This is a genomic window from Pannus brasiliensis CCIBt3594 (assembly GCF_036688125.1).
Lineage (GTDB): Bacteria > Cyanobacteriota > Cyanobacteriia > Cyanobacteriales > Microcystaceae > Pannus > Pannus brasiliensis.
Window position 1 is genome coordinate 57,776 of the sequence record NZ_JBAFSM010000004.1, and the last position, 13,084, is coordinate 70,859.

9 protein-coding genes and 1 pseudogene are annotated in these 13,084 nt (G+C 50.8%); 6 read left to right on the forward strand and 4 right to left on the reverse strand.

All coding sequences use genetic code 11. From position 1 onward, the window contains the following. Window positions 1-13: 13 nt before the first annotated feature. A complete protein-coding gene (locus V0288_RS03335) occupies window positions 14-2,179 on the forward strand; it encodes an O-linked N-acetylglucosamine transferase, SPINDLY family protein (RefSeq protein WP_332863602.1) in 2,166 nt (721 codons plus the stop codon). A gap of 218 nt (window positions 2,180-2,397) precedes the next feature. Then, entirely contained in the window at window positions 2,398-4,056 is a 1,659-nt protein-coding gene (locus V0288_RS03340) for a B12-binding domain-containing radical SAM protein (protein ID WP_332863603.1), read from the forward strand. Window positions 4,057-4,067: 11 nt separating this feature from the next. On the opposite strand, the gene V0288_RS03345 is transcribed toward V0288_RS03340, so the two are convergent. Beyond that, window positions 4,068-4,901, reverse strand: coding sequence for an Rpn family recombination-promoting nuclease/putative transposase (locus tag V0288_RS03345; RefSeq protein WP_332863604.1), 834 nt, complete (start codon window positions 4,899-4,901; stop codon window positions 4,068-4,070). A 74-nt stretch (window positions 4,902-4,975) separates the two neighbouring features. After that, the gene (smc, locus tag V0288_RS03350) at window positions 4,976-8,500 is read right to left on the reverse strand and encodes a chromosome segregation protein SMC (RefSeq protein WP_332863605.1); all 3,525 of its coding nucleotides are present in this window, start codon (window positions 8,498-8,500) and stop codon (window positions 4,976-4,978) included. A 173-nt stretch (window positions 8,501-8,673) separates the two neighbouring features. Here smc and V0288_RS03355 point away from each other — a divergent pair, with 173 nt between their 5' ends. Then, complete coding sequence (locus V0288_RS03355) at window positions 8,674-8,874, forward strand: hypothetical protein (RefSeq protein WP_332863606.1); 201 nt, start codon at window positions 8,674-8,676, stop codon at window positions 8,872-8,874. 98 nt (window positions 8,875-8,972) lie between these two features. Continuing rightward, a pseudogene (locus tag V0288_RS25050) lies at window positions 8,973-9,242 on the forward strand (type II toxin-antitoxin system PemK/MazF family toxin). 137 nt (window positions 9,243-9,379) lie between these two features. Here V0288_RS25050 and V0288_RS03360 read toward each other — a convergent pair. Continuing rightward, complete coding sequence (locus tag V0288_RS03360; protein WP_332863607.1) at window positions 9,380-9,553, reverse strand: hypothetical protein; 174 nt, start codon at window positions 9,551-9,553, stop codon at window positions 9,380-9,382. 203 nt (window positions 9,554-9,756) lie between these two features. Here V0288_RS03360 and V0288_RS03365 point away from each other — a divergent pair, with 203 nt between their 5' ends. Together V0288_RS03365 and V0288_RS03370 are read left to right on the forward strand one after the other, a co-directional pair. Then, a complete protein-coding gene (locus V0288_RS03365) occupies window positions 9,757-11,853 on the forward strand; it encodes a DNA phosphorothioation-associated putative methyltransferase (protein WP_332863608.1) in 2,097 nt (698 codons plus the stop codon). A gap of 133 nt (window positions 11,854-11,986) precedes the next feature. After that, complete coding sequence (locus tag V0288_RS03370; RefSeq protein WP_332863609.1) at window positions 11,987-12,766, forward strand: AhpC/TSA family protein; 780 nt, start codon at window positions 11,987-11,989, stop codon at window positions 12,764-12,766. 49 nt (window positions 12,767-12,815) lie between these two features. On the opposite strand, the gene V0288_RS03375 is transcribed toward V0288_RS03370, so the two are convergent. Then, the gene (locus V0288_RS03375) at window positions 12,816-13,067 is read right to left on the reverse strand and encodes a YgiT-type zinc finger protein (protein ID WP_332863610.1); all 252 of its coding nucleotides are present in this window, start codon (window positions 13,065-13,067) and stop codon (window positions 12,816-12,818) included. Between the last annotated feature and the right edge of the window lie 17 nt (window positions 13,068-13,084).

A 13,084-nucleotide genomic window follows, 5' to 3' on the forward strand; every position in this document is an offset into this window, starting at 1 on the left:
GAGGATCTAAATTATGCCCTGGAACGTGGAAGTGAATCGATGGATCGAGTCCGGAGAATACGATCGAGCCGTCCGATTTTACGAGGAACTGATCGAGACCGAACCGGAAGAAATTCGCCATTATTGGTATTTGGGATTAGCCTACCTTCTGGTGGGACGGGAGGAAGAGGCGCGGACCACTTGGTTTTTCGTTCTCTCCGGGATGGAGGAAACGGAACTCGACACCCGTACCGCGGAGTTAGTGGCGGTTTTGGAGGAAGAGGCGAACCGACAAACGGAGTTAGACACTCTTGATCGAGTTTGGTTAATCCGGGGATATATCCGCGAGATCGTCCCCGATTACCTCGATAATTTATTACGGTTAATTCTCGTGGAAGCGCGCCTCGATCGATTCCATCCCGATCGATTACAAGAGTGGGATATTATCGATTTGGTCGCGACGCGGGAAATCGACCCACGGCTACTAGAACAAGGGTTAGAGATGGCGATCGGCTACCCTCACACCCACTCGATCGAATTCGCGAGAGCCGGTTTATCCCACTTTCCCGAACCTCCCGAATGTCTGGCAAGAATTTTGATCAAGACCAAGCAGATCGCCTACCAGAGAAAGCTACCTCATTTTTCGTCCGATTTATTAGAGGTTTTCCGAGAACAATATCCCGACGATTTGCAGATAGCGGTGAATTTGTTCTGGTTTTACATCAGTACCCCGAATTTCGATAAATCCTATCGATTAGCCCGACAATTATACGAACAAAGTACGAGTTTAGATTTACAACTCTTGAGTAAATCCTTGCTCTTTAATGGAATGCTGAGAGGCTCGCGATGGAACGAGATACCGGCCGTCTGTCAGGAGTATAAAGCGCTCGTGGAACGATGGGTACGGGAACAACCCGAATCGATTCACCCGCTAGTACGGGATAACTTGTTAACCGTGATGAATCCGATCTCTTACTACGAGGATAATCCCGAGGCAAACCGTCCCCTGTTGGAGCGGATCGGTACTTATTTTGTCACTAAGTATCGGGAATCGATCGCTCGATCGGAAATCGCCTATTCCCGCCCAAAAGAGCGGGCTAGTCAGAAAATTAAACTCGGTTATATCGCCCAAACCTTTAGACGGCATCCCGTGGGTTTGTTAAGTCGTTGGGTCATGCAATATCACGATCGCGAGCGATTTCATCTCACGTTCTATCTAATCGATCAACCCGTGGACGAAATTACCCGACAATGGTTTTTCGGACCCGAAGATACAACGCGTTTATTTCCGGGCGATCCTCTCGCGATCGCCCGACAGATTCGAGAGGATGAAATCGATATTTTAATCGATCTCGATAGCGGGACAACCGTGAGCGTCTCGCGGGTGATGGCCCTCAAACCCGCTCCCGTTCAGGTAAACTGGTTAGGGTTCGATAGTTCCGGTTTACCGACGATCGATTATCTCCTCGCCGATCCCTACGTTCTTCCCGAAAAGGCACAGGATTATTATTTTGAAAAAATCTGGCGGCTCCCCCACGCGTTTGTCGCCGTGGACGGCTTTGAAGTCGCGGTTCCCACCTTACGACGGGAGGATCTAGGCATCACTGCCGAAGCGGTAATTTATTTGAGTTCTCAAACCGCGCTCAAACGAAATCCCCCGATGATACAGTTACAAATGCGAATTCTCAAGGCGGTTCCCAATAGTTATTTTCTAATTCAAGGTATCTCCAACGAGATGGCCTTACGGGAATTATTACTATCGATCGCCGAAAAAGAAGGCGTGAGCGGGGAGAGAATCAAAATGATGCCTTTATACCAGCCGACAGAACTCTATCGGGCCAATTTAACGATCGCCGACGTGATTCTCGATACCTATCCTTTTAACGGGGGAACCACGACACTAGAAGCGCTCTGGATGGGCATTCCGGTCGTCACGAAAGTCGGCCGACAGTGGTCATCCCGTAACGGTTACACCCTGCTCACCAACGCGGGAATCACCGAGGGTATCGCCTGGAATGACGCGGAATACGTCGAGTGGGGCATCCGTTTGGGAACCGACGCGCGATTACGCGAAGAGGTTCGCTGGAAGTTACGGCGATCGCGTCGTACCTCTCCCCTCTGGAACACGAGACAATTCACGAAAGATTTAGAAGAGGCTTACCGACAAATGCGGGAAATTTATCGGGAGAGCGCGGAATAGAGAGATGGGGGGATGGGGAGATGGGGAAGTTTTTCGGGAAATAAGGAAAAGAGTTTTTTGAATCCTTTCCTCCCTCACCTCCCGTCAAAATGATTAGAGATCCGGTAGCTCGCCGGGACTAGAACGAGCGGATTCAAGAAGGAATTCTAGAATAGAAGAGATTGATAATTGCCCCCCTCCGGGAGATAGGGGGGTTAAAATTCCCGAGAATATCTAAAATGGAAAAACGTTACGCGCTCGATCGTGAGGAGAGCTATCGAATGACTACCGGGTTACTCGAAAAGAATCAAAGTAAAACCGCCTACATTCCCCGGAATCACCGTCGGATTCTCTGCGTTTTCCCGAAATACGCCCGTTCGTTCGGTACATTTCACCACGCTTACCCCTTGATGCGAAAGGTGCGGGCTTTCATGCCCCCCCAGGGTCTTCTCGTTGTCGCCGCCTACCTACCACAACAATGGGAAATCCGCTTTATCGATGAGAATAACCGTCCCGCCACGCAACAGGATTTTCAGTGGGCCGATATCGTCATCGTCAGCGGGATGCACATCCAGCGTCCTAGGATTAACGAGATTAACGATCTCGCCCATCGAGAGGGCAAAATAACCGTGATCGGCGGGCCTTCCGTCTCGGGATGCCCGGAATATTACCCGGACTTCGATATTCTCCACCTCGGCGAGCTAGGAGACGCGACCGACGAGATGATCCGCTATCTCGACGAGAACCCGAATCGCCCCCCGCGACAGGTTCGCTTCGAGACGAAGGAACGTCTACCCCTACACGAGTTCCCGGTTCCCGCCTATCATCTATTGAATCTGAGCCAGTATTTTATCGCCAGCGTGCAATTTTCTAGCGGTTGTCCCTATAATTGCGAGTTTTGCGATATTCCCGCCCTTTACGGTAACAATCCCCGCACGAAAACCCCGCAACAGGTACTCGCCGAACTCGACGCTATGTTAGCGTCCGGCAATCCGGGGGCGGTGTATTTCGTCGATGATAATTTCGTCGGCAACCGCCGCGCGGTGATGGATCTCCTGCCCCACCTGATCGAGTGGCAGAAAGCGAACGGCTATCCCGTTCAATTCGCGTGCGAGGCGACGCTAAACCTCGCGGGAAGTCCGAAACTGCTGGAAATGATGCGAGAAGCCTATTTCTGTACGGTATTCTGCGGCATCGAAACCCCGGAAACCGACGCGCTCAAGGCGATCTCGAAAGGACATAATTTAAGTTTACCGATCCTGGACGCGATAAAAACCCTCAATAGCTACGGTATGGAAGTGGTTTCGGGAATTATCATCGGTCTGGATACGGATACTCCCGATACGGCGGATAGAATCCTCGAATTTATCCGTTTATCGAATATTCCCATGTTGACAATTAACCTTCTTTATGCTTTGCCGAAAACCCCGCTCTGGGATCGCCTGCAAAAAGAAGGAAGGTTGAATTTTTCCGAGGATCGCGAGTCGAACGTGGAGTTTCTCCTACCCTACGAGGAAGTGGTGGAAATGTGGCGACGCTGTATCTCGAAAGCCTACGAACCGGAGTTCCTGTACGATCGCTTCGCCTATAATGTTCGCAATACCTACCCCAACCGTATCCAGGTTCCCAACAGTCCGGCGCGGCTATCGCGGGAAAACGTACTCAAGGGATTGACGATTTTAGGGAATTTATTGACGAAAGTGGGGTTATTCGGGGATTATCGCCGTACTTTCTGGAACATGGCACTACCGAGTCTGAAAACGGGAGCGATCGAGAGTTTAATCCACGTCGGACTGGTAAGCCATCACCTGATCGAGTTCACGAAAGAATGCACGCGGGGAGAGGAATCGGCTTCTTTCTACTCGCAGAAATTACAGAGAACGAAGGTAGGACGATAAAAAGGGATGGCTCACGCGTTTTCTTCCCGCGAACGAGCCACCTCTAGCACCTGTTCGAGAGATAACCCTAAAGATCTCGCGATCTGTTCGAGAGGCAAGCCCGCATCCAATAATAAGGGAACCGAGGCTAATTTTCCCGCGATTTCTCCCTCTCGCCGGCCTTCCTGACGGCCTTCCTGACGGCCTTCCTGACGGCCTTCTTCTAGGGCTTCTTGAAACACTCGCGTCTGTCTCAACTCGCTTAAACTGAACATAGCTTCTATCTCCCGCCGATCGAACCGCGGCAATTTATAGATCAGGATCGTCTCTATCAATTTTAAAAGTTCTCGCTGTTGATTTTCATCCTCGATCGCCCGGATTCTCGCGATCAGGTCTCTCCCTTTGTCGATCGCGCGTGACTCTTCGAGAACCACTAACTCCACTGTAGCCAATCCTACCGATTCATTCGATATTTCCCCCAATTCATTTAAATAAATTCTTTTTACCCGTTCCTCGTTCAATAAATCTCGATAGCGTTGTTGCTTACTGCTTTCTACCCTTCGATCCCGATAGAGGATAACCCCTCGCCAATCATTGTCCAAATCGGTTTGTTTGAGATACAGAAAGATTTCGGCGAAAAAACGGGCGTAAAATTCGGGATCGCTCTGAAACTGAACTTCTGTAAAGTAAATCGGTAAATCCGGGGTAGCGGGTAAAAAAACTCCATCGATGCGAAAGGCTAACTGTTTGACTTCCACCGAGGAGAATCGATAAACATCGGCGGATTCAACGGGTACATCGATTAACTCGAAGAGCAATCGGGGAAAGGTTTGGAATAGTTGATAGAAAAGAGTATCGGTTTTCATAGAAAGGTTCGCTCGATCGAAACGGTTCGCGCTCCTCAACTCGATTCTAGGAGAAGATACACCCGATCGACACTTTATACTTTAATTCCTAATACCTGCGTGTGGGTTCCCCGCGCTTGGGTTACGCCGATCGTTCGTTCCGATGCCTCGATCATCGGGCGACGCAAGCTAACGACAATAAACTGGGCTTGTTGCGCCTGTTTTTGAATCATTTTCGATAACTTTTCCACGTTCGCCCCGTCGAGAAACATATCGACTTCATCGAACGCGTAAAAAGGCGAGGGACGGTATCTTTGCAGGGAGAAAATAAAACTCAACGCGGTTAGAGATTTTTCGCCTCCCGACATGGAACTTAATCGCTGTACGGGTTTTCCTTTCGGGTGGGCGATGAGATTTAATCCCCCGCTAAAGGGATCTTCCTCGTTCTCTAGTTGTAAATATCCATCGCCATCGGAGAGGGTGGCGAAGATACTTTTAAAGTTCTCGTTAACCGCGTCGAAAGCTTCTTTGAACGCGTTGAAGCGCAGGGTGGTAAAGTTCTCGATCCGGAGAAGTAATTCGGTTCTTTCCGCTTCTAAAGTAGTTAACTTTTCCGAGAGTTCATCGAGTCTTTCTTTCGTTTTTTCGTACTCTTCTAGTGCCAACATATTGACCGGTTCGAGCGCTTCGATCTTTTTCTGTAACTGACGGATCTCGTTCTGGATCTGCTCGATATCGGTTTCGCCCTCGGGGATTTCGGGGAGAGGATCGGGTAATTCCGTTTGTTGGATACGAGTTTGTAATTCCGTAAGTAACTGTTGTCTTTCCTGTTGGGTGACGAGGAGTTTTTCCGCTTGCCAGGTAATCTGTTGTTGTTGGTTTTGCAGGGAACGGAAATCGGCTTCTAGACGATCGCGTTGTTGTTTGGTTTCGCCCAATCTGGCCGATAATTGTTGTAGGGCTGTGTTGGTTTCCGCGAGCGATCGATCGAGCGTTTCGATTTCCGTTCCTAACTCGCTCTGTTGTTGCCCTCCCTCGTCAAGAGAACGTTGAATTTCCGCGACTCTCCCGCGCGAGTCGGTGATTTTTTCCTCGATTCGCTGTTTCTGATTTTGCAGATCTTTCCCCTGTTCCCGAACGCGATCGCGGGTGTTTTCTTTCTCCTGTAAAACGGCTTCCCGCGCGCGGATGGCGCTTTGCAGTTGTTGCCACTCGCTGTGAGTGCGGCTCTGTTCTAACTGTTGTAATTTCTGTTGTTCCCCTTGCAGTCGGGTTTCTAGTTCGGGAATCTCGATCGCCAGTATATCCAATCTCTCCCGCGCCGTAACGATTTCCGTTTCACCGCTCGTAATCTGCCGGGTTAACTCGTCCCTTTCTTGAATTAACCGTTGTAGATCTTTTTCTAATTGTTGTTGGTGTAATTGGTTTTCCCGGTGGGTTTGACGGGTTTCGGTAAGCGTCGCGGTTAGCTGGCTGATGCGGGTGGTCGCGTCGTTTAATTTCTCGTCGTTACGAACGAGAATTCGATCGATCTCCGCCAATCTTTCCCGCAGAGTCTCCACTTCCGACGATTCTTTACCCGATATCCTACCGAAACGGAGGCCCGATCGATTCGGTTGACTCCCCCCCGTCATCGCGCCGCTCATTTCCAATAACTCGCCCTCTAGCGTGACGATGCGATATTGCCCCAGATAGGAACGCGCGAGGTCGATATCCTCGAAAACCACCGTCGAACCGAAAATATAGGCGAAAATATCGTCATAGCGTCGATCGCACCGCACCAGATTCACCGCGAGATCCAGATAGCCACGAGCGAACCGAAGAGAGGAAATGTCCTGCGGACGAGGGGGACGGATTTTATTGAGGGGTAAAAAAGTCGCCCGGCCGACGCGGCGCTGTTTGAGGAGGGCGATTCCCGCGGCCGCGACACTATCATCTTCCACCACGACATGACCCAAACGACCCCCGGCCGCGATCTCTAGCGCCAGTTGGAAACGGGGTTCCACTTCCCCTAATCCGGCGACTAACCCGCAAATTCCCGGTAAATCCGACTGTAACAGCACCTGCGTGGCGTAGGTTCCTTGGGCTTCCTGTTGCGCTTGTTTGGTGGCTTCCAGTTTATCGAGTTCCCGCTGTTTGTCCCGTTGTTCTTTGAGGAGGCGTTTCCCGGTATCCTGACCGATGAGACGGTTCTGTTCGGCGATCGCTAATTTTTCCGCCAGTCCCTGAATCTCGGTCTCGGAAAGCGCGATTTTTTGCAATAAATCTTGACTTTCTACGCTTTTTGTGCTAATTTCTTCCTCTACTTGAGCGAGACGGGGTTTCTGTTCGGCGATCGAGGTTTGCAGTCGATCGAAGCGTTCCGTCAATCGCGCGCGTTCGGTTTGCAGGGGATTCAATTTCTCCTGAATCGCCGCGATTTCCCGCGAGAGTTCCGTTTGTTCCTGTACCCAAGCTTCGGATGCTTCCGCGAGCGAATTGGCTCGTTCCCGTTCCGTTTCTAACTCCGATCGCCCGTTCTGACACTCTTGGGTTAAATTGGGTAATATTTCCGTTTCTAAACGGGTTTTCTCGCTTTCTATCCGTTCTAGTTCCCGATGATAGCCTTCTATCTCCGCGGAAATGCGATCGAGTCGCGCGCGATAATCTCGATCGAGGGTTTCCAGTTCCGTTCGCCGTTGTTGCAGTTGTTGGCGTTTGGCCTGTTGGGTAGCCAGTCGCGAGGTCAGCGAGAGATGTTCCTCTTCCCCTAACGCTTTTACCTGACGGTTGAGATCTTCCAATTCCCGACCGGTTTGACCGATACGGGCGGTTAAATCGGTCGATTGTGCCGTTAAGCGTTCCGATTCCGCCTCTCCCTCCCGAATTTGGGTCTGTACCTGTTGTAATTTCGTCTGGAGGGCGCGCCATTGGACGACGATCTCGCGTTGTTGCAGTTCTTGAACTCTCGCTTTCAATTTCTGGTATTTTTCGGCTTTAACGCGGTCTAGAGCGAGTCTTTCTAGCGATCGCTCTAACTCTCCCGCGATAATCTGACATCTCTCCTCGCGTTCTTTCACCGATTCGATATTTTCCTTGGTTTTCTCGATTTTTCGATCGAATTCCGCGACCCCGGCTAACTCGTCGATAATTTCCCGTCTCTCCTTCGGGTTCATGGTGATAATCCGCGTCACGTCCCCCTGTAAGACCACGTTGTACCCTTCCGGGTAAATTCGCAAACGGTTTAACTGTTCGTGGAGTTCGGTGACGGTCGAGGTTTCCCCGTTGATGTAATAGGTCGAGGTGTAATTTCCTCCTTTAGACACTTTCAAACGACGGCTGACCGTCCACTCGCTATCGGTCGCGTCGGGGAGGTCGGAAATATCGAAGGTGACGGAAACGCTGGCTTCGGCACTACCGCGCTGACTGCTGTAGGTATGGTTGACGAGATCCGGTAATCGTTCCGCCCGCATTCCCTTGGAGGTCGCCAATCCCAGACAGAATAACAGCGCGTCGAGAATGTTCGATTTTCCCGAACCGTTGGGGCCGGAAACCACCGTGAAACCGGGTAGGAGGGGAATCGCGGTCGTGCCACCGAAAGATTTGAAGTGAGAGAGTTCAACCCGCTTGATATAGACCATGAAAACCGGCGAGAGAGGGAATTCGGGTACGTTTGACCTAATTCTATCAGGTAACGATCTTGACCGCGCGGGCGATCGATGGGTTCCGGGAGCGATCGGGTTTTCTCGAACCTAGGGCGCGCGATTCATTCATAATAAAAGATGAGTCACGTCTCGACGGCTAGGTTCTTAGGGTGCTACCGGTCAATTTTCACGAGTCCCGAAAACCGAACGTTACCGAGAGCGATCGAGATTGGTTAGATAGCGATATCTCGCGCTTGGAAGAATACGAATCTTATGATCGCGGAGAAATCGATCCTTTAACGTTAGGTAAACCTGTTAAATATATTCCGAATGTCGGTTTGGTGGTCGAGGGTGGCAAAGAGAATGTCTAACTCGATCGCTGTCCGAGACGTTATTATCGCTCTTATTTCCCGTACAAAATCCGACCGGATACGAACAAGAAGGAATCCGTCCCGCTTTAGTCATCGGGATTCCTCAAAGATTGGGAACCCCTCGCTTTCCTCTCATTATCGTCGCGCCGATGACTAGCGATCGCGGACAATCTTGGGCGGACGTTTCACCGGATTTATATCCCCGATTGGCGGCCGGTGAAGCGGGTTGATGCGAGGATTCGATCGTTCTTCTCGATCGGATTCGTTCGATCGATGTGAATCGAATCATACGCTATTTAGAATCACTCCCGAGCGAGCGTTACGGGGCGATCCTCGCTAACCTTCCAATCCTGTTTCACGAGGATTGAGCGATTTCCAGAACTCGCTTCTCCCGATCGCGCGATCTCCCGCGACATTTTCACCCGAATCTCTCGACCGTTCCCGTGATACGTCGAGTAAGTTTAATAATAGAATGGCAAGATGCACTCGCTAATCTCTCGAACCGCTACGTTCGCGAGAGAATAGCCGCCCATTGTCCCCAGATCTCGCCGATCATGAACAATTCTTGACTCGTGACCGCTTGAGCGGCTTGTTCCGCTTTTTGAGGGGAAACGCCCGCTTTAATCAATTCTTCCCGATAGGAATAACGAAGATGGTTGACATCAACGGTCGGCTTCATGTCCGCGCCCTCCTGTTGATAGGTTGTTATAGTGAATTACATTATGCGAGTTGGGTGAGGACTAGGGAATTATCCTTACGTTAGAGATCTGTAAAACTGGAGAAATAACTTCCCGATCGCCAGAATAGAGTCCTTCATCTTTCATGATTCCCTAGATTTCCGAAAAACCCCTCCCTTTTAAGGAAAGTTTTAGAGTCATTCCCATGCGTGATCTTACTGAAATCGCCGAACTCTGCCAGATTAGCCCCGTGGGGAAACTGCTTCCGAGCGCGCTCTACATTCACCGCTCGGCATTGCAGGCTCTCGATCGAGTTCTCCAAGAGTATGAACGATCGGCGAGGATCGGCGATGTATCGGAGGCTACTTTAATCAAGTTCAGCACCGATAAACCGACGATTTCTTACCTTTTTTATCCCGATTTCGATACCGATCCCCATCCCGCGTTAACGAGAAGTGTCATCGTCGATACCAAGACGCTTCAGGTTAGCGATCGGGACTACCGGGATTCGGGCAATCCTCCCATCCTGCACCGTAAGGAAACTTTCGTCACTCCCGACTATCCCCTGCACGCGGAATTCGCCTCTCTCACCGCGATGGAGGAAGCGTTAGGACTGCTGGATCGATCGAGATATATCGGCACGCGGTACGAGTGGCAACAGCGATTACAACAGTATCGGATCGATTTCGAGGGACATCGTTTGATCTGCCCGCTCGGGGGCGATCGCGGGCGCTCTCTGGTGATCGATCGGCATAAAGCGGCGCTCGCCCGAAAATCCCTCTCCCGACCCGCCCGATTAGCGATGGAAATGGGCTTATTTCCCGAAGGAACGACGTTTTTCGATTACGGGTGCGGTTATGGGGGGGATATCGATCGGATCGCCGAAAAAGGCTACGAGAGCGCGGGATGGGACCCCTATTACCGTCCCGATAGTCCCCGCGTCGGTGCCGATGTCGTCAATCTCGGCTACGTGATCAACGTCATCGAGGATCGCCGGGAACGTCAGGAAGCCCTAACAAAAGCCTGGGAGTTAACCCGTCAGGTGTTGATCGTTTCCGCGCAGGTGTTGATCGACGACAGCGAGCGCGGCTTAGTCGCCTACGAGGACGGCATTATTACCCGTCGTAACACGTTCCAGAAATACTATCAACAGGAAGAGTTAAAACAATATATCGATACGATTTTAGGGGTGGATTCGATCCCGATCGCTTTGGGAATCTATGTCGTTTTTCGCGATCCGGAACGCGCGGAAGCGTTTCGTCTCTCCCGGTTCCGTTCCCGCGCCACCACCCCGCGGATTAAAACCCACCTGAAACGGTTCGAGGATTACGAGGAATTACTAGCCCCGTTGATGGAATTCTACACGCGTCGGGGACGTTTACCGGCGACGGGGGAATTAGCGATCGAGGGGGAAATCAAGGCGGAATTCGGCACGTTCCGACGAGCTTTTCAGGTGATTTTACAGGTGACGGAAGCGGCGGAATGGGAAGCGATCGCCGATAAACGTCGGCAGGATCTGATTCTTTATCTGGCTTTAAGTCATTTTAGCGGCTGTCCCGCGGTTCAGGAATTATCGCGGGTAATGCGGGAGGATCTCAAGGCACTTTTCGGCAGTTATCGTAACGCGCGGGCGATCGCGGGGGAAGCGTTAATGACCGCGGGGGATATGGACTCGATCGATCTGGCCTGTCGGAATAGTCCGGTGGGGAAATATTCCCGTCGATCGCTGACGGTACATATTAGCGCGCTCGATCGATTGCCGATGTTATTACGGTTATATGAAGGATGCGCGAGTCAAGTAATCGGGCGACTAGATGACGCTAATGTGATTCGTTTATCGTCCCGCAAACCGAGAATTTCTTATCTCTATTTTCCCGATTTCGACACTAATCCCCATCCCGTTTTACAGACCGCGATGGATATCTATCTCGGTTCGGTTGGAGTCGGTTATCGAGATTACGCGGAGGACGATAATCCGCCGATCCTACACGAGAAAGATCGGTTAGTGACGAGCGATTATCCTCTCTATGAAAAATTCGCGAGATTAAGTAAACAGGAACGGGAGTGGGGGTTATTGGAGGATGAAAAAGCGATCGATCGCTTAAAAGGTTGGGAGAAATGTCTGGCGGATCATTGCGCGACACTCAAAGGCTATCATTTACGTTGGCGGGAGGATGCCGATCCCTATCGGGTGAAAATTTTAAAGTCACAGATCTACGCGCGGAGAAATCGGGAGAAGTCAGAGAAGGCAGGAGGCAGAAGCCAGGAGGCAGAAGGCGGTTTCGGGGAAGGAGAGAGCTAGGAGTCTAGGCGAAAATTTTTCCCGTCCTGATTTTACGCGGTCGGGAAATCGATCGAGATGTGCTATAAATAATTTATTTTTCGTTTTCCCTATCGATCGAACCCGAATTCGCCGTAAGTCCGGACAAGAGAATATGAATTCCTATAACCTTTTAAAAGAAAGTCAACGTCAACGGGTGAGCGACGGCTCGATCACCCCGATTTTCGACGGTTGTGAAGGGGCGAAACGTTTGTTGATACTTTTATGGCCGCAGTTGGGAGATTTTGATAGTCTCGAATACGCTTGGTGGTTGAAAAAAGAGGCGCGATGGTTGGAATCGATCGAGATTACCATCCGGGCGATCGGGATCGGCGATCGAGATTCCGGGCTTCGATTTTGCGAGTATAGCGGATTTCCTCCCGCGTGGCTTTTCATCGATCCGAGGGGGGAATTACACGAACAATTAGGATTATATCCGGGCTTATCGGCAAAAATTCCAGGCTTTTCTGCTCCCGCGAACGCTTACTTGAATTTGCTGTTAATGTGCGCGGGAATCGGTAGTCCAGGGACGTTGGCGGAGGTATTTCGCGGCTATCGGGGCGATCGAAGCGCGCCACAATTAATCGGGGACGAGGAAGCGATCGAGGCTTTCCCGTTACCCCCGATGAAAGGATCGTTTTTCCGACTCGCGGGGGGGAGTGGATTCCAGCGACCTTTTGAACTGGCAACCCTCCGATTACGCAATATGAGCGAGGTATTAGGACGTTGGAAAACTTACGTCCCCGATCCTAGTTATATAACGCGACGGGGAGGTACTTTTCTCTTCGATTTCGCGGGAAACACGCTTTACGAATATCGCGATCGCGGGATTCTCGGTTTCGCGGAAAATATGAGCCGTCCCCTCTCTTTTCTGGAACGATTTACGGAGCGTTAAGGGAATCGATTTTATCCCGAATTACTGGGATAAACAACCTCGACCGAATTTATCCGATCGGATCTCGAACTCTAAACGATCGACCGATCGCTTCTAGGTCTTCCGTTTCTTGGTTTTTTAATCTCGATCGAATCCGTGCGAACTGTCGAACGACATCGGGTTTATAGAGTCGATCGCCACAGTGTAAGCAAATTTCAGCCTCTACTTGAACGATTGCGGTATTCACGCCACCTTTGAAGATTTTCTCGACTCGCTTCGTGGTTAACTCCTCTTGGCAGTTCGGACATTTTTTCGGCTTCATTACTACTCTATAACCGT